This window comes from Verrucomicrobiaceae bacterium (assembly GCA_016713035.1).
Lineage (GTDB): Bacteria > Verrucomicrobiota > Verrucomicrobiia > Verrucomicrobiales > Verrucomicrobiaceae > Prosthecobacter.
Genome location: JADJPW010000001.1, coordinates 444277 through 463302 on the forward strand (window position 1 = coordinate 444277; position 19026 = coordinate 463302).

Genomic DNA, 19026 nt, shown 5'->3' on the forward strand with positions numbered 1-19026 from the left:
CTTATTCTCCTCGGCGATAGCCCCTGCCCTGTTGCGCAGCAACAGGGCTACTTTAGGCCTGCTAGGCTAGCGGTGGGCCAGGGTGGCGAGTTTTTCACCGGCGGCGTTCAGGGTGTCTTCCTTTTTGGCGAAGTGGAAGCGGATGAAGCGATTTTCCGGCTCGCGGAAGAAGCTGCTGCCTGGGACGCCGGCGACGCCGATGGTTTTGACGAACCATTCGGCGGCCTCGGTATCCGTGGTGAAGCCCAACGAGGAAATATCGAGTAGGACGTAATAAGCGCCCTGCGGCTCGGTGAATGGGAGCCCTGTGCGACGAAGAAGGGAGAGGCATACATCCCGCTTCGGGGCGTAGGTGGCAGGGAGAGACGCACAGTAGCTGTCTGGCAGCTCCAGACCGGCGATGGCGGCCTCTTGCAGCGGCGCTGCGGCTCCGACGGTGAGGAAGTCATGCACCTTGCGTGCCTGCTGAATGATGTGCGGTGCGGCATGGACGTAGCCGAGCCGCCAACCGGTGATGGAGTAGGTCTTGGACAGCGAATTGCAGGTGATGACGCGGTCTGCGGCTCCAGGGAGCGAATTCATGTACACATGCTCATGCGGTGCATAGACGATGTGCTCGTAGGGCTCATCCGTGATGACGAAGGCATCATGCTTTTCCGCGAGATCGAGGATGATCTGCAATTCACGGCGAGTGAAGACCTTGCCAGTGGGATTGGATGGATTGCAGACGATGATGGCTTTCGCCCCTTGGGCAAAGGCGCGAGCGAGCTCCTCTGGATCGAAGTCAAAATGCGGCGCATGCAGCGGGACGTAGATGGGCTGTGCCCCACTGAGAATGGCGTCTGCGCCGTAGTTCTCGTAAAAGGGTGAAAAGACGATGACCTTATCCCCTGGGTCGCAGCAGGTCATCATGGCGCACATCATGGCCTCTGTGCTGCCGCAGGTGACGACGAGGTTCTGATCTGGATCGACCGAGACGCCGGAGAAGTGCGTGATTTTCGCCGCGAGAGCCTGGCGGAAGCGCGGTGCCCCCCAGGTGACCGCATACTGATGAAAGGCCCCCCGTGTAGCACGCTCCAAGGCGGTGATGATCTCCTCCGGCGGATCAAAATCGGGGAAACCCTGAGAGAGATTGATCGCGCCATGCTGGTTCGAAAGGCGTGTCATGGCGCGGATGACGGATTCGGTGAAATGGGAAAGGCGGACGGCAGTGGCGGGCATGATCGAGAAAAAAGGGCACATGTCCGGTGATGGATGTGTGCCCGATGAGGTCTGGCGGTTAGCGGCTCATGGGAATGATGGAGTCCTATTGTGGCTTGAGTTGGTGCTTTGGTCGAGTCCTGGCTGATCCAAACTCGCTGGCGCAGAAATCAAGGTGCCAAGGTCACTCCAAGTTTAAAGAATTTCGCGGGTCCTGCGCCGATGACAGGATGCGGAATGCAGACGGCCTCATAAGTGCCGTCGTCTGCCAATACGGTTGGCGTCGTGGCGCTGGTCTGCCAGGCGCTCAGATCAGCACTGAAGTTCGGCGTGTAGGTGAGACCAGCCTGCACGTAATCTTTGCGGCGGATGAAGATGGCGCACCATTCTGGAGCACCGCCGCCGGGTGGTGGGAGTTGGCGGACGATGGGCTGCCCGGTGGCGTTGAGGGTGCTACCGGTCAAAACAAGTGCCCCGGTGCCGCTAGCACTCGCTCCAGCCATACCCATGGCGTATTCGAGCACGTTCGCGATGCCATCGCCGTCGAAGTCGTCCATCGGGTCGGCATTCGTGGCCCCAGTGATGCCTGTGGCGGCGCTCCACACCGAGTATCCAGATGGGCGGGTGATTTGGAGGGTGTAGAGCCGCAGTGTGACCTCATCTTCGGCGGTGACTTCGATTTGCACGGTATTGAGGCCGGTTACGAGCGTGACGGGGATGGCGAGGCCGTTGGTGGTGGTGTATTCGGAGCCGTTCACGCGGTATTGCAGCGTGGCGTTCGTGTTGGCGGTGGTGGCGGTGAGGCTCACGCTGGTGGTGCTCGCGGTGACGCTGGCGGTGTAGCTCAAGGTGCTGCTGGCAAAGGCGGGCGAGAGCGTGCCGGTGCTCATGGCGAGCGCGGAGAGGTCGGCGTTGTTGCTGAGGGTGGTGAAGGTCAGATCATCGCCGTTGTCGGTGCCGCCGAGGTTGCTGGCGCTGACGCGGAAATGATACGTGGTGCCGGGAAGCAGCCCGGTGAGCTCCAGCGAGACATTTTCAGCCGTCACGCCGGAGGGTGCGGTGAGGGTGATGGGCGAGTTGGTGCCGTAGCTGATGCTGGTGCCGCTTTGGAAGAGAGCCGTCGTGACTGAGCCATTCGGATTGACGGTGGCGTTCAGCGTGGCGGTGGTGGTGCCCACACTCGTCGAGGCAAGGGTGGTGGCGGTAGGCGCGGCGAGATTGATGTAGGCATAGCGGAGGTCGCTGGCTTGCCAGTAGCTATCACCGGGCTGGTAGGCGATGACGGTAACGAGTCCGGCGGCGTTGATGGTGAGTTTATCGCCATTCAATGAAGCGGGCCCGGTGACGATGTAGCGTGCAGGCAGTGCGCTGGAGGCGGTGGCGTTCAACGTGATCGTATCACCCACGGGCACGGTGGAGGGCGCGGTGAAGCTGAGCGTCTGTGCGGCAGTCAAAGCGGGGAAAATGACCTCCGGTGTGAGCTGGCTACGATCCGCGAGTATGTTTTGGCCGAGATTGTTCCATCCTGCGGCCCACAAGCTGCCGTCCACGGCCCGCACCTGTGTAAATGCGGAGCCACTGGTAGGCATGACCACATCCCAGCAGGTCGCCGTTCCGACTTGGCCTGGTGTGGAGCGGCTTGAATAGGTGCCGGTAGCCAGATAGCCCACGCCATTGGCTCCCCAGGTCCAAAGAGTGCCGTCCGTTCGTGTAGCGGAACTGTGAAAGGTGGAGGTGTTGATGCTTTTCCAGTTCGTGGCCGTTCCGATTTGCACCGGGGCATTGCGCTGCGAGGTGGTGCCGTCGCCGAGCTGGTTGTTGCTGTTGATGCCCCAGCCCCAGAGCGTGCCATTGGAGCGCAGCGCTAGCACCTGCGAGTTGCCGACGGCCACGCGGGTCCAGTCGGTGAAGGTGCCGATCTGCGTGGGGACGAGGCGCTGCGTGGTGTCATTCTGGCCGACCTGGCCGTTCGTATTGACTCCCCAGTCCCAAAGCGTGCCATTGGTCTTTTTCGCCACGGAAAAGGTGCCGTAGCTGGTGTAGGCCTGCTCCCAGTCGGTATCACTGCCCACTTGCACGGGCACGGTGGAAGCAGTGGTGCTGTTGTTACCGAGTTGGCCATTCCCATTCGCGCCCCAGGCCCACAGCGTGCCATCTGCCTTCACCGCGAGCGAGTGCGTGTTCCCAGCAGAGACTTGCTGCCAGTCATCATCCGTGCCGACTTGGAAAAGGAAGCTGTGATTCGCCGTGGCACCATCTCCGAGCTGGCCGCTGGTGTTGAAGCCCAGTCCCCAAAGTGTGCCGTCCTGCCGGATGGCGAGCAGATTGCTGTTTCCGCCGGAAATTTGCCGCCACGGGCCGCTGGCGAGTCGCACGGGTGTGTGATGCGGCGAACTATCCGAGCTACTGATGCCGAGCTGGCCGATGCTGTTCGACCCCACGCTCCACAGGCTACCGTCTTCACGCAAAAAGTAGCTGACGGCATTCGCTCCCACGGCGCTGCTCACCGCGCCGAGATTGGCGGCCAGCGGGCGCATGAGTCGCGGTAGGAATCCATTTTGACCGCTGTTATTGCTGCCCCAGGCTCGCAGCGCACTGTCTGTGGTCGTGGCGAGGCTGAAATTCGTCCCTGCGGCCACCTCCTGCCAGTTCACCGCCGTGCCGATCTGCTGCGGCGTGTTGCCGCGTGCCGTCGGATCGATGATTCCCTGCCCAAGCTGGCCGAAGACATTCGCGCCCCAGCTCCAAAGTGTGCCATCGCTGCGGGTGGCGAGCATGTGCGAGGCACCGGCGATGATTTTGCTCCAAGTTGTTACGCTACCGAGCTGCGTTGGCGCATTGCTCGTGGTCAGTGAGCCGTCGCCGAGCTGGCCGCTCCCATTTGCACCCCAGGTCCACAACGAGCCGTCCGTGCGCAGTGCGGCGGAGAAGGCCGTGCCCGCCATCACGCGGCTCCAACTTGTGACACTGCCGATCTGCACCGGTGCGCTGCGCAGTGTGGTGCTGGCATCGCCGAGCTGGCTATTAGTATTCTGCCCCCAGGCCCACAGCGTGCCATTCGCCCGCAGCGCGAGGGTGAAATCACCGCCTGCATGCAGATGATCCCCATCGGTGCTCCAAGTCGTCAGCGTGCCGATCTGCGTCGGGGTGGAGTAAATCGTCGTGGTCGTGTTCCCCTGCCCCACTTGGCCGTTGCCATTGGCTCCCCAGGCCCAGAGTGTGCCATCGGTTTTCACGGCGACGCAGTGATTCGCTCCCGCCACGACCCAGGCCCATGTCGTCTCCGTGCCGATCTGTGTTGGCGAGGTGTATTGTGTCGTCGTGGTGCTGCCCTGGCCGATTTGGCCGTTGTTATTCCGGCCCCAGGCCCAAAGGGTGCCATCTGTGCGTGTGCCCAGCGCATGATCCGTGCCGCAGCTCACCTGCCGCCACGTCGCCACTATTCCCACCTGCACCGGCGTGCGCCGCGTGGACAGGCTGCCATCACCGATCATACCATAGGTATTGATGCCCCAGCCCCACAGCGTTCCATTGGCCCGGATGCCTAGCGCCCACTCTACAGCCTTGCTGGCGCTGATCTGTGCAAAACCCGTATTCGCCGCCGCGAGCACAAAGGTCTGATACTTTGGCAAAGCGGTCCCAGCCGTCGCTTTGATGGTCACGGTGCCGGGTGTGGAGGTCAAAGTGACCGTGTTTCCACTCACGCTGGCACTCGCAGCTCCGGCGACGATTTCGTAACTCACTGCCGAAGCTCCGCTGGAGGTCGCATTGAGCGTGAAAGCCGGATCACCGACGTATTTCACTCCAATGGCCTCAAACGTGATCACCTCGCTCACAGCAGTCAAAGTGATGTCATTGCCATCTCCTCCGCTGTAGCTGATTTCGAAGGTGCGCGGCGTCGCTCCCTCCAAAGCGGTGAGCAGACTGCCTTCGGGCTTGTTCGCGAAAATGCCGCTCACAAGCAGAAAACCGGTATTATCGACCAACTTGAGCACCTGACCCGCCGTGGGCGTAAAACCGAGCGTGATGAGCGGCGAGCCGCTGGCGGAAAACTCGTTGGAAACGATCGGGACGGTCGTCGGTGTATCAAAATGGATCGCCGAGCTGGTGGTGAAGGTCTGATTGATGCCGCTGGTAGTTCCCTGAGCATTTTGCACCACGAGGCGGTAATGATACGTCGTGAGCGGATTGCCAGAAAGCGCCGCTGTGACCGCAGTGATGGCGCTGCCTGCGGCGAGATTCTGTGTGGGCGTGACCTGGCCATAAGAGGGCGTGAGGCCGTATTGGAACCAATAACTCGTGGCAAGGCCACCCGGCATCACGCGACCATTCAGCGTCGCTCCGGTGGCGATCACCGCCGTGGCAGGATCGCTAAACGCCTCCGGCATGGAGATGTTGTTCACCGTCAAGGTGTGCGAGCTAGTGCCGAGATTCGCGCCGGTTTGATTGAGGAGCTGCACGATGATCGTCTCCGCTGGCTCGGGGAGCTGGTCTTGCACGATGGTGATGGGGATTGTCTTGCTCGTTTCGCCGCTGGCGAAGTTCAGCACGCCATTGGCGAGTGAGAAGTCGATGCCATTGCCCGCTGCGGAGCCGCCATTCACGCGATACTGCACGCTGGCGGTGCCCGTGGAGGTGCCAGAACGGTTCACCGCAAGGTTATAGGTGCCCACGGCCTCGTTCGTCGTGGCGGTGGCGGCAGCAAAACCCACGCTCATGCTGCTGAAGCTGTCATTGTCACCCAGCAGCATCGTGGCGCTGCCCACACGCACGCCGTAGCTGCCGCTGGTGAGCGTCATGATGATGGACTCGGTGCCCTCGGGAACTGTATCGACGATCGCAGCCACATTCACATACACGCCTGTGCTGCCCGCCGGGATCGTCGCGGTGCCGCTGAGCGCGGTGTAATCGACGCCCTCGGTGGCCGTGCCACTCATCGTGTAGTTCACCACGAGGTCCGCCGTGGTGCTCCCGCGTCGGCTGATGAAAAAGTCCTCGGTGGTGACGGTGGTGGACTCGGTGAACGGCGCGGTGAGGCCGCTGGTGCCGTCTCCCACATTCACCTCCACTGTGGGCTGATCCGCATCGTAGATCCAGGCAGTGGCGCTTTGAAATTGCCCCGCCAGCGGTGAATAGCCCGTGCCAGTGGTCAGCGTGAGTACGACGGACTCCGCGTCCTCCAAAGCCGTGTCCGCGAGCATGCTCACGGTGATCGTCTTGCTCGTGTCAGCGGCTGCAAAGGCGATGGTGCCCGGCAGCGCGGTGAAGTCCGTGCCGCTCGTGGCCGTGCCGGTGATCGTGTAATTCACCGTGATGGCCGCGCCGCTGGCCGGACGGCGAATGTTGAAGACCGCGCCAGCTGCGGAGCCGCTCGCAGGCTCAGTGCCGCTGCCGGTATCCAGCTCGACATACATCTGCGAGGCGTCATTATCCGTGATGGAAAGGGTGGCGCTCTGCGTGGCCGGATTGATGAAATACTCACGTGTCGTGCGGAGCTGCAAAATGACATCCTGCGTGCCTTCATCCAGCGCATCGTCAAACGGAATGATCTCCACCGTCGTGCTCGCGAGGCCCACAGGGATCGTGGCACGGCCTTCCAGGCGGCGATAATCCGAGCCCAGCACCGCACGACCATTCACACCATAATCGACGATCAGCGCCGCTGCCGTGCTGCCGGTGCGAGTGATGGTAAAGACCCCCTTGTCATTTCCGGTCTCGCTCGCCGCTGCATCTGTCGCCACGATGCTCACCGTGGGCATATCGTCATCATTCAGCGTGCTCGTCACGGCCTGCGCGGTGCCGTTGCGATTGTAGGCCGCGTTGCTCGCCACCGTGCAAATGATCGTCTCCGTCGTCTCGATGTCGCTGTCATTGATCGGCGTGATGGTGAAGGTCGTGCTGGAACTCCCTGCGGGGATACTCACACTCGCCGCCGCTGTGTAATCCGTGTTTCGCGTGGCGGTGCCGGTGTAGCTGAGGCTCACATTCAGAGCTGCCGCCGTGACTCCGGTGCGCTCCAGCAGCATTGTCAGAGTATCTGTGCCAGCTTCATGGCCGGAATCATCCACCGGCGTGATTTTCACTACCGGCAGATTGTTTTCGTCATCGGTGATCGCCACCACGGCCTTTGGATTGCCCGCCATGATATAGCCGTGCGCCGTATTGACGAAATCCAGCGATGCATACTCCACTCCTTCCGCAGTGGTGTCCTGCACTGGTGTGAGCGTGATGTCGAGGAAGGCCGCCCCTGCGGGAATGATGTACTGTGAGGTGCCGCTGCCGCCATCCGGGCTGGTGGCCGTCGCAGGCGCGGGTGCGAGTGTGTAGTCGGTGTTCCGTGTCGCGGAGCCGGTGTTCACGTTATAAATCTGCACCGAGAGATCTGCTGCCGCGCTGCCTTCGCGTGAAAGACGAATCGTCGCCGGATTCGCCACCGCTCCCTCCGCGGCCACGTCGTCGGGATAAGAAATCGTCACCGCAGGCAGGCTGGCGCTGGTGAAATTCTTCGCCGTCGTGCTCGGCCCGACTGTGAGCGGATTCGCGAAGCCATCCGGCGTGAAAACGAGCGGATAAAGCCCCGGTGAAATGCTGTAACTGCCTGCTGCGAGTCGCGTGAGCGTGTAATTCCCATCGCTATCTGTCCAGGTGCCGCGGAAGGTGGCGCTGTTCGTGTGCGTGGTGTTGTTTGAAGGCGCGTAGTTCGCCACATACACGCCTTCCAGCGGCAGCGAATCCGTGCCGGTGATGGTTCCGCTCACTGTGAAGGTGCTCGGCGTGCCCACGGTGATCAAAATCGACTTCGTGGTGCGCTTGCCCTTCATGTCCGAGGCTGTGCAGAGCACCTGATAGTGCCCGGCGGTGCCCCAGGACTTCGTCTGCACCGCGCTGTTGTTCAGCGAGTAGTTTCCATCATCAAAAACCCACGCGTAGGCCAGCGTGTCGCTATCAGGATCGCTCGCCGTCGCGGTGAAGGTCACACCAACACCTGTGCCCACGCTCGTGGCACTCGCGGCGATGCTCAGCGTCGGCGCATTGTTCCCTGGCGCATCGCCGATTTGTACCTGCACATCCATCGAAGGCGGAACCGTGGTCGTGTTGTTCGCCACGGGGGTGAAGTGGATGTTGAAGTCCGGATCGCTGAACGTGCGGCCCATCCACAGCGCGGAATCGTTTCGCGTATCGGTGATGCCATTGCCAAAACTGCCCGGCGTCATGTCCAGGAGCTGTGCGCCGCGATTGCTGCCATTCAAAGGTGCCCCACCACTGCCGCCGATGCCGCCCAGGCCCCATTGGTCAAAGGTCATCATCAGACCATTCGTGAAGCCCACGTTCGTCGTGTGCCGCAGGCGAAACTCCGCCCAGAAATCACGCTCCGCATCCCGCCGCAGCCGCAACGCATAGCGCAGGCTCGGGTCCGCGATGCTCGCATCCGTCTGGCTGATGCGATACAGCCCGCTCGACGTCACATTCCAATACTGCTCCGGCGGCATCCAGCTCAGCGTGTTTTTGAAGCTCGCCGTGTATTGCCCGCTGCTTCCGCTGCTGCCCATCACATCGAAGGTATTGCCGTATTCCGCATTGTTGCCCGGCCCGGTCACGCTCGGCGGCGTGGTGCGCCAGTAGTTCGCATGCCACACGCCCAGATTATGCCCCAGTTCATGCAGGAAGGTGCCGCTGCTGCTCGACTTCATGCGCATGCCCGCGCCGCCCACGCTGGCGCTGCCGCCGTAGCTCCCAGGGCCGCCGCTCCAGCGCACGGCCCACATGTTGTAGCTGCCGTTGTTGTAGCCCATCGACTTCGCGATCTGGATGGCGTGGTTTTGCACCAGGTAGTCACCGCCGCCCACATCCGTGTTGTAGCGGTTGTACCACTCCAGCGGGTAAGGCAGCACCACCAGCGGCGGAAAGGCATACGTCAGGTAGCAGCGGCCGTAGCTCGTCTGCACGATGTAGTCGTTCGCCGCCTTGAACATGTCGTAGCACTCCTGCTCGTTCTGTGGATCGACCGGATTATCCGGGAAGCAGGCTCGGATATAGAGGAAAGTGCGATTTCCCGTCGTCCAGCCGCTCGGGATCGTGCCGGAGATCGGTGCATTCGCCGGACCGCTGCCCGTGCCCGCGTTCAATTCGGTACCGAGCTGCTCCCAGTGCGCTTTTTCCTCATCGCTCAGGTATTGCTCCGAGATCTGTGTGATGTGACCACCGCTGCACACGTAGATCACCCGCTCCGGCGTCTCAAAAGCTGGCGTCTCCTCCGAAACCGCCGCCAGCGAGCCATCGGGAGCCTTTTCCACCTCCGTCTCGATGCCGCTGATCGGACAAGCCTCCACCACCTCGCGACCCTCGCCCTGCGGCACCTCACCCACCTCCAAGACGCGAAGCGGCGAATCACTCACCGCCATCTCACGCCCCACCGCCACGCCGTTGAGTGAGGCATTCGAGGTGCTGCGCTGCCACTGGCGCTTCCCATACACATGCGCATTCCATCGCTTGCCATCCTCCGTCGTCACCGTGCGTGTGTAAGGCTCCATCGTCGCCTCCTGGCCTGGCAGCGGCGCATTTCCATACACCTCGTAATCCCCGCGAACCCGCACGCGATCCTCCAGCAGCGCCACGATCTCCTTCGGCAACTTCTGCCTCACCACCATCGGTACCGCACTCTCGATCGCGAGCTGCGGATCACTCACGATGAGTTTCGCGATCTCCGCCGTGTGCTGCTTCGCATAGGCTTTGCCGAGCTCCAGGCTCTCTGGCGATGGATTGGCCGAATAATCGGAAAACCATGCTGTGAAGGCCTTCGTCGGCGCGGAGAGCAGAGCAGGCTTTTGCGTCAAAACCGACTGCGCAGCCGGTTCAGCCATCGAAACGGCCTTTGGGGCTGTTTGCGGCCAAAAAACGAAAAAGGCCGTCAAAACGACGGCGCAGAAAAGGAAGACAACTTTGCGCATAAAAGGAGGCCAGAGTGGCTGGGGCCGACAAAAAAGTGAGTGTTTTTACCAAAATCGGCCTCGGACCACAAGCATTGACTTGGGCCGCCAAATCTCGCTGCTGCGAGACTTTGAGGTGTTTCCAGGTCGAAATCTCACAAGGCGTGAATAGCCAAAAGTAGGCCCCGTGGGCTCAGTTGGCCCCTTTGGGCATCCAAGGCTCCAGGCTGCTGACTGCGGCCTTGGCCTGGGAGCTCAATGGGATGCCCCAGAACTCCAGGAAGGGAGCGAGGTTCTTTTTCGTGATCTTGGAATAACGCACCAGGAACTGATCGCGGGCCTCCTCATCGTTTTCGGGCTTGGGACCGAAGGATTCGTCCGCAAAGCTGTACAGATACGCACGCCAGCTCTCCCAGCCGAATGCGTCGATGAGCTGAACGTAGGTGGTGAGCGCTAAAAAGGGCTCCTTTTTCCAAAGCGCCCATTTGTCGGCTGCTTTTTTGATTTCCTTCATGTACTCGCGCTGCCGCTCTGGCAGTGCCCCGGTATGGCCCACCGTTTTATCCTTCTTCAAGACGGCTTCATAGCAGTACATGCCGATGACATTGTTCGTGACCTCACCCGTGCCTGCAAAGGTGAAATCGGATCGCTGATGGTTATGGCCGATCTCGTGGTAAAAGCCCCAACCTGGCCACTTGAGCCGTGTCAGCGTGACCATCTCCGGCGCGGCGCTGGTGGGCACCATGATGGGGTATCCGCTATGCATGTAGCCTGCGCTGATCTGCACATCGCAGACGATGCGCTCTGGGCGGCGGCGCTCGGCGGTCTGATTGGAGAGGTCATCCTGCGCGGTGACGACGGCGTCCCAGAAGGTCATGAGCTCAGTGGGATTCTTGATATTGCGGGCGACCTCGGACGGACAGGAGACAACCATTTTGCTGCCAGCGAGCTCGGCCCATGGAGCGGGGCGATTCTGAATTTGCTTCCACGTTTCATCGGTATCCTTCCCCAGCACGAAATAGGGGGCCGCGACGGCATTTTCGATGGTCACGGGGCAGGTCGCCTGATTGTCACGCTCACGCGAGGGCACCTCGATGTAAATGAGTCCACCAAAGGCGCTAGCCGTCTTGGTCACGGGCTCCTCCAGTGAAACGCTGCGACAGATGTCTGGCACGCGTTGCCATTTATCGAGGTGGTAAAGTGTATCGTTGTGGCAGCCGATGCGCACGGCATAGCCCTTCCCTGCAAAAGCAGCGGGTATGGTGACGGTGATGCTGTCACCCGCAGCAGCGTAGAGCCCGGTGCTCGTCCAGCCAGAAATCGCCGGACTGATGACCTGTTCCCCTTTTATGCGCGGAGCTGTGGCGGGCACTTTGCCAGGAAAGACCTCATGCGCAGGATGTGGAACGACGGCTCCACCTGACGCAAGCTTCAAAACCCGTGCCTCCATGCCCAATCGCATGCGTGCAGGTCCGTGCTGGGCATCGGTGAGCGGTGTCTCACGCGTCGGCACGGGGACATTGGCATCAGCATTGCCTAGGGCACCGAGTACGGCGACCTGGAGATTGTTCCGCCCCGGCGACTGTGCCGCGAGAGCGATCTGGATGGCATTGGAGCCCTGCTTGAGCTGCTCGGGCGTGATGGCCGCTCCCTGCCCCTGCTGTTGCTTTCGGATCGCTCCGATCGCCTCTGCCGCATTCATGAGCGGCGACAGCTCGATCCGCGCATCAAAGGCGGGGAGTCGATCAAAGGCGGTCATGTCCGTGATCGCCACGCCGATGGGCAACAGCGCTTGATTGAGCCCGTGTGAGGTGGCCAGATCTTTGCCCCCGCTCGTCTGTCCAAAGGCCCAGCCTGACATTCCGCCGATGAAGCCGCCACCGCCTTTGATGAACTCGAACACCGCAGCGCCATCCTCGGTGGATATGAGGCCCTGCATGTTGACGATGACGACATCGTAGTCATTGAGCGATTTTTTATCGAGCTTCTCCATCGACTCCGTGCGGAAGCCCCGCTTTTGGAGCGTGGCGGCGGCCGATTGAGCACCGCGCAGGCCGATGCGAGGCTTTTCTTTGTTGGCTGCCCATTTGACGCAGTTCTCCAGGAGTTGTCCGTGGTCACCACCACCACTGCCACTGAGGTAGCTATTCTGACCAAAGAGGACCACGCGGCCCTTCGCGTAGCCGGCAGCAGCGGCGATGGCCATTTCTACGCCATCTGCATTCGGCGCAGAGAGGATGGGGAAGGCCATCGTGCCCCAAATCGCGACTGGCCCACATGCTCCGAGCTTTGGCACCGATTTCACGCTTGCGAGGAGTTTGGCACGCTCTGCATTCACCAGTGCAGCAGGCATCTGGGCCTGCGACTGATGCGCAAACATGAGCAGGAGGGTGGATAGGAGTGTGAGGCGGTATTTCATGAGTTGGTGAGAATGAAGGATGGGCGAGAGTTTTTCCACAAGAGAGATGCAGCGCGGTGATCGAGCATGAGGCTACGTCCAATCGAGCACGACTTTGCCACAATCGCCGCTTTCCATGGCGGCGAATCCCCGCTCGAACTCGGTGTAGTGAAAGCGGTGCGTGATGACGGGCGCGATATTCACACCACTCTCCAACATCACACTCATCTGATACCAGGTCTCATACATCTCACGCCCGTAGATGCCGTGGATGGTGAGCATATTGAAGATGACTTTATTCCAGTCGATGGCGATCTGCTCACTGGGGATACCGAGCATGGCGATCTTGCCCCCGTGGCACATGCTATCGATCATGTCACGAAAGGCTGCCGCATTCCCACTCATCTCCAGGCCCACATCGAAGCCCTCTTTCATCCCCAACTGCTTCTGCACATCAGCGATGGAGCCGGTTTTGACATTGAGGGCAACCGTCGCCCCCATCTTGCGAGCCAGATCGAGTCGATACTCATTCACATCCGTGATGACGACATGGCGGGCCCCCGCGTGCTTCACCACCGGGATGGCCATGATGCCTATTGGCCCTGCGCCCGTGATCAAAACATCCTCCCCCAGGCATTCAAAGGCCAGGGCTGTGTGGACGGCATTGCCAAACGGGTCGAAAATGCTCGCTACCTCCTCGTCCACGCCCTCCCGGTGGTGCCACACATTGGTCATCGGCACACTAATGTACTCCGCAAAAGCCCCGGCTCGATTCACCCCGATACCGACGGTGTCTTTGCATAGATGGCGGCGGCCAGCTAGGCAGTTGCGACAGCGACCACACACGACATGCCCCTCAGCGCTGACGATTTCCCCCAGATGGAAGTCGTTCACATTGGAGCCCACTGCCACCACCTCCCCGACAAACTCATGCCCCACCACCATCGGCACGGGGATGGTCTTCTGTGCCCAGGCATCCCATTTGTAAATATGCAAGTCCGTGCCGCAGATACCGGTTTTACGGACCTTGATGAGGACATCATTGATGCCGACCTGCGGCTCCGGGACATCCTGGAGCCATAGTCCGCGCTCAGAGCGTGCTTTTACGAGTGATTTCATGGTTATGTCGGCATCTTGGACGATATTCCGGTATATTGGCAATCAAATTTTTCTATTTTACCAGATCATCTTCCGCTATACCGCCACACATGCCCTCCAAACGTAAATCCACACCCCCAGCCCCCAACCCAGAAGCCATCAATGAAAACCTGGGCAAACGCGTGAAGAAGCTCCGCGCAGATCGCGGCTGGTCGCTCGAAGAACTGGCCACCGCTAGCGGCGTGAGTCGCAGCATGCTCAGCGAAATCGAGCGTGAAAAAGCCAACCCCACTCTCACCGTCACCTTCCGCATCGCGAGGGCTTTTGGGCTTACTTTGCAAGAACTCATCGAAAGCGCAGAGAGCAGTGCATCGAGAATCCAGGTCATCCGCGCCACGGATCGTGCCCAAGTCTTTCGCAGTGATAAACAGTGTGAAATCCGCACCCTCTCCCCGCTGAACCTGGAAAAGGATGTCGAGTTCTATGAGCTCACGCTGAATCCAGGCGGTGCCCTGCGCTCACAGCCGCACTTCGAAGGCACGCGTGAGTTTCTCACCGTCGAGGAAGGCAGCGTCCGCATCGAGTCCGATCAGGATAACGACGAACTGACCAAAGGAGACAGCGGCACCTACCGTGCCGATGTGCCACACGCCATCATCAATACGGGCAAAGGCACCGCACTGGTCTTCCTCGTGGTGATATATCGCTGAAGCACCGCAAGCAGTCACACTCACTGCTTGGGCACATTCAGAGAGCCCTCTTCGGGCCAAAGGGCTGCGATAGATTTCGCAGAATCACACCTTCCACTCGCCACGATATTCGCGGGTCAACCATTTGGCATCACCACCGCTGATGTACTCGTGCTTTTCGGGGTTCCACTTGTGGGTGCCGCCGTGGTAGTAGGCCTGATTCATGAGATGGCAGGAAATGACGGTGCTGGCTCCGATGGCAACATCGGCGATGGGCTTCTGACGGGTCTGGATGGCATTGAGCCAGTCTTCGTGATGATTTTTGGAGTCGTAGAGCTTCACGCTGGCATTGGCGAGGTGCTCCTTCTCTGCGAGGAGGACTTCGCGATCGAGAGAGGTTCCTTTCGTTTCCTTGCCGATGAATTCGTGTACAACTTTACCACCGAGCACGAGTTTGAATTTGCCACGGTTGACGTGAACCTCGCCGTTTTCGCCGTAGAAGCTGACGCCGAAACCGTTGTTCACATGCGTCAGTGGGATGCCGCTGGCGTAGATGAGCTTGGCACCGTGAGTCGCCTCATCATGCTTTTCTGGAGCGATGATTTCGACGGGGCCTTTTTCATCCTCTCCTAGCCCCCACTGGGCAATGTCGATGTGGTGGGCACCCCAGTCGGTGATCATGCCGCCGCCGTATTCACGTGTCATGCGCCAAGCTGGGAAATGATTATGCACACCACGCGGACTGAGCACGCTGCTATATGGAGCGAGCGGTGCAGGGCCGCACCACATGTCCCAATCGAGTCCTGGCTCCATAGGTTCTTCTTTGTTGGCATTCGGCTTCGCAGGTGAGCCGAACTGAGTCTCCACTCGCTGAATTTTGCCGATGACGCCATTGCGCACCAATTCGCAGGCGATGCGGAATTCCTTGCTAGAGCGCTGCTGGGAGCCGGTCTGGAGGATGCGGTTATTTTTCCGCACGGCGTCGATGAGTGTGACGGCCTCGTGAATGTTATGTGTGAGTGGTTTTTCACAATACACGTCCTTACCTGCATTCAGCGCGGCGATGGAGGTGATGGTGTGCCAGTGATCCGGCGTAGCAATCACGACAGCGTCGATGTCTTTGCGTGCGACGAGCTCGCGGAAGTCACTGTAAGAAGAGCAGCCTTTATAGCCTTCCACTTTCTTCTCACCGTAACGTTTCTCCACGGTCTGCTTGGCGTTCTCGCGGCGGCTTGTGTCCACATCACAAACGGCAACGACTTGGACGGTGTCACGGCTAAGGAAGTTATTGAGATGGCCGCTATTCATCTTGCCGAGGCCGATGAAACCGAGATTTAGGCGGCTACTGGGGGCCGTGGCCGCGCTCCAGACGCGAGAAGGGAGGATAAATGGCGCTGCGATGGAGGCAGCGGCTGTTTTGACGAAGTGACGACGTTTGGCGTGGTTTTGCATAGGTTGGAAAAAGAAAAATGAATGCGTCTGGCGCGGACACATCCAAACGAAGTGCGAAAAGGCATCCTTGCGTTCAGAATGCCCGCTCCTAACATCCACTGGCCATGAAACAACTGATTCTTCTCTGCCTTTGCACCCTGCTTTCGAGCTGCATCGATCCCTACATGATGGATATGGGACATGATCCTTATGCAGACCCGTACGGTGGCCAACGCCGCGCCGAGGTGCGTGAGAATGGACGCGAGCTCAATCAGATGGCCTATGAGCGCGGCACCCAGGATGGTCAATACGATGCCCAACGCCGTCAAAGTCAGAATTACAATCGCTACCGCTCCAAGCGCTTCGATCCGAATACTGAGCTGGCTTACCGCGATGGCTACAATGACGGTTACGAGCAGACCGTGAGCAGCCTCAACAACCTAAACCGCCCACCCGCCAATCCCTACGGCAGTTACACCCCACCTTTGCCTGGTGGCAGCTACGGTCAGCCGACTCCCTACAACCAACCTGCGCCTCAACCACGCATCGAGGAGCGTGACGCCGCGTATCAACAGGGCTACGACTATGGCCTGCGTGACCGCACTGGTGGACGCGTGGCGGACCCAGCGGTGCATGTAGGTCGTTATGATCCCCGCAAGCGCTCCAGCTTTGAACGTGGCTACTACGACGGCTACAACACCCGCTCAGGCTCCACATCTTCCTCTGGAAGCCCCTCACGTTACGGCAACGGCGGCACCCTTTGGTCGTTGTGATTCCAAACGGATAAAACCTCCCTATAAACCCAGGGTAACGGCTTTTTATGCCGCCCTCTTGGAATTGCAGTGCATGTGCTGGATACCCAGCTTTGCGACCAAGTGGACATTCCCGAGAGTCGCCCCTCGATTCATTCACTTCGACGTGAAAAAATCACAAGCCACCACTCTGAGCCATGAAATTCAAGGCTAGGGCGAGAATAGCGAAGATAAAGACGAGCCAAGCGAGCATAACGAAAGAAAGTTAAGTGGAGGTGAGGTAAAAAGGCTGGTGCTACAGCCACTCGTTACGGGATGGATTTGAGCTCGTTGGAGAAAGTCTGAGTCCAAGCACCCGTGCTGCTGTTTCGTTGCTCCCACTTCATGGCACCAGGATCAGGCACCATGAGCGGCGAGGTACCACCAGCGACATCCTTTGTCACCATGTCAGCACCCAGCATCTGGACGACTAGAAGGACAGCGGCCAGCAGGAATGCGATCGCGGCCAATGGCATCAGCCCAGCATCGGGATCTGATTCTTCATAGAACTGCTCGGAATCTGCCTGGGCACTGCGTTTCACTGGTGCGCTAGGGGGAGCGGAGATGGGGGCACGCTGCATCGCCTGGGTGGGCTGCAGCTTCACGGTCGCTTTTGGCAGAGGAGCAGTGCCACCACTGACCATCGGACCAGTACCTGAGCCTGGAGGCTTGGGCGCGACAGGCCTCGGAGCTCCAGCGGCCAAGGGAACCGTAGGGGCACCCGATTCGACTCGGGGAGCGGCAGCCGTGGGTGCTCCAGGGGCTTTTGCGAGTGGCCGTGTAGCCGCAGGCAAAGAGGCTGTGGGAACGGGGGGGGCACCCGGCGGACGCGGGGCGACGGGGGGCGCACCCGGCGGGCGGGCTGCTGGGGGTGCCATTGGCGATGGAGCACTGGGAGCTGGTGCCGACACGACTGGAATGGCAGAAGTGGTCTTCTTAGAGGGAGGAGAAAGCGGGGGCGAAGGCAGCTTCACCGGCGAAGTCGCAGATTTCGGCGCAGGGGGAGGCAGAGGAGCCGATGGGAGCTGGATCGGCGCAGTGGAGTTGCGCGGAGCAGAAGGAGACACGGAGGAGGTCGTGGACGAGCTGGGTGTGACTGGAGCCGTCGCTTCGCGAGCCTGCGTCACTCCTGCACCAGGTCGGGCACGTAGCGTGATACGGACGGTTTCCTTTTTAAGCGGCACGGCGGAGGTTTTCGGCGTGGAGGAGGGATTTTCAGAGTCGCTCATGTGTCAGGAGATATAAAATAGGAGGGGAATTGTTCCTTATTAGCGAATATCGGCATCTGCCGTCAATCCCTTTTCCTCTAGGGTTGCAATTATCCGAGACAAAACCATAGAATTGCCCCCTTTCTCCCGATTCGCGAACTGGCCTCGTGGTTATCGGAATTGGGCACTTTTGATCTCCTTCTACATGAAACGCATCCTTGTCACCGGCGGTGCCGGATTCATCGGCTCCCATACCATCGACCGCCTGCTCCAGGGCGGAGCCTACGACGTGACAGCAATCGAGAGCTTCAATGATTACTACAATCCAGCCATCAAAAGAGCAAACATCGAGCCCATCCTCGACCGCATCACCATCGCTGAGGGCGACATAACAGACGGAGCCTTTGTGAGGCAAGTTTTTGAGCATGGGCGCTTCGATGCCGTGATCCATCTAGCCGCCCGCGCAGGCGTACGGCCATCCATCGCCGATCCTGAACTCTACATCGACACGAATATCAAAGGCACCTTTCACCTCCTGGACGCTGCACGCCGCACGGGTGTGCCGCAGTTCATCTTTGCCAGCAGCAGCTCGGTTTACGGCGTGAACAAAAAAGTGCCTTTTTGCGAGAGCGACCCCATTTTGCAGACCATCAGCCCCTATGCGATGACAAAAATGGCTGGCGAGCAAATGTGCTCCAACCATAGCCATCTGCACGGCATGCGCTGTGTATGCTTGCGATTCTTCACCGTCTATGGCCCACGCCAGAGACCAGATCTGGCCATTTCAAAATTCACACGCCTCATTGAAGACGGTCTTCCCATCGACAAGTACGGCGACGGCAACACCATGCGTGACTACACCTACGTGAGCGACATCGTGGACGGCATCATGGGGGCCCTGGAGCATCGCAGTGGTCCGCTTTTCGACATCTATAACCTCGGAGGCTCCCAGACCGTCTCGCTCAATGACTTGATCACCTCTGTGGAATCTGCTGTGGGCAAAAAAGCACTCATCAAGCCCCTTCCTGAGCAACCCGGAGACGTCCCCCTCACCTCTGCCGATGTGAGCAAAGCCACGCGTGATCTAGGCTTTCACCCCAAAACACACATCGACGAAGGCATACCGCAATACGTCGCCTGGTTCCGCGACATGCGGGCTCGCGGATTGGCTGTGAGTTGATTCCAGCGCCCACTAGCACCGCATTGAGCGACGCTCGTTTTCTGAGCCACTAGATCGCCCCATTTCACTCCATAATGGCTGGGCGCAAAGGCTCAAGGGATGCC

Annotated in this window: 10 protein-coding genes; 4 read left to right on the top strand and 6 right to left on the bottom strand. The window is 59.8% G+C overall.

The features are described 5' to 3' along the window. Positions 1-66: 66 nt before the first annotated feature. The 4 genes from IPK32_01845 to tdh form a co-directional block, all read right to left on the bottom strand. Positions 67-1221, bottom strand: a complete 1155-nt coding sequence (locus IPK32_01845) for a pyridoxal phosphate-dependent aminotransferase (GenBank protein MBK8090760.1) — start codon at positions 1219-1221, stop codon at positions 67-69. A gap of 149 nt (positions 1222-1370) precedes the next feature. Continuing rightward, a complete protein-coding gene (locus IPK32_01850; GenBank protein MBK8090761.1) occupies positions 1371-10148 on the bottom strand; it encodes a cadherin-like beta sandwich domain-containing protein in 8778 nt (2925 codons plus the stop codon). A gap of 172 nt (positions 10149-10320) precedes the next feature. After that, complete coding sequence (locus IPK32_01855) at positions 10321-12546, bottom strand: hypothetical protein (GenBank protein MBK8090762.1); 2226 nt, start codon at positions 12544-12546, stop codon at positions 10321-10323. Positions 12547-12618: 72 nt separating this feature from the next. Further along, positions 12619-13644: an L-threonine 3-dehydrogenase gene (tdh, locus tag IPK32_01860; protein MBK8090763.1), complete on the bottom strand. Its 1026-nt coding sequence runs from the start codon at positions 13642-13644 to the stop codon at positions 12619-12621. 89 nt (positions 13645-13733) lie between these two features. Between tdh and IPK32_01865 the strand changes: the two genes are divergently transcribed. Next, positions 13734-14333: a helix-turn-helix transcriptional regulator gene (locus IPK32_01865; GenBank protein MBK8090764.1), complete on the top strand. Its 600-nt coding sequence runs from the start codon at positions 13734-13736 to the stop codon at positions 14331-14333. Between the two features lie 84 nt (positions 14334-14417). On the opposite strand, the gene IPK32_01870 is transcribed toward IPK32_01865, so the two are convergent. Further along, positions 14418-15764 (bottom strand): Gfo/Idh/MocA family oxidoreductase, encoded by a 1347-nt coding sequence (locus IPK32_01870; protein MBK8090765.1) that lies wholly within the window; start codon positions 15762-15764, stop codon positions 14418-14420. A 104-nt stretch (positions 15765-15868) separates the two neighbouring features. On the opposite strand from IPK32_01870, the gene IPK32_01875 reads away from it, so the two are divergent. Next, positions 15869-16516 carry a hypothetical protein gene (locus tag IPK32_01875; GenBank protein ID MBK8090766.1) on the top strand — a complete coding sequence of 216 codons (648 nt, stop codon included), beginning with the start codon at positions 15869-15871 and terminating at the stop codon, positions 16514-16516. Between the two features lie 287 nt (positions 16517-16803). Here IPK32_01875 and IPK32_01880 read toward each other — a convergent pair whose 3' ends face one another. Beyond that, the gene (locus IPK32_01880; protein ID MBK8090767.1) at positions 16804-17139 is read right to left on the bottom strand and encodes a hypothetical protein; all 336 of its coding nucleotides are present in this window, start codon (positions 17137-17139) and stop codon (positions 16804-16806) included. Between the two features lie 64 nt (positions 17140-17203). Here IPK32_01880 and IPK32_01885 point away from each other — a divergent pair, with 64 nt between their 5' ends. Together IPK32_01885 and IPK32_01890 are read left to right on the top strand one after the other, a co-directional pair. Beyond that, positions 17204-17779: a hypothetical protein gene (locus IPK32_01885; GenBank protein MBK8090768.1), complete on the top strand. Its 576-nt coding sequence runs from the start codon at positions 17204-17206 to the stop codon at positions 17777-17779. Between the two features lie 168 nt (positions 17780-17947). Next, the gene (locus IPK32_01890; protein ID MBK8090769.1) at positions 17948-18922 is read left to right on the top strand and encodes a GDP-mannose 4,6-dehydratase; all 975 of its coding nucleotides are present in this window, start codon (positions 17948-17950) and stop codon (positions 18920-18922) included. The last annotated feature ends 104 nt before the right edge of the window (positions 18923-19026 follow it).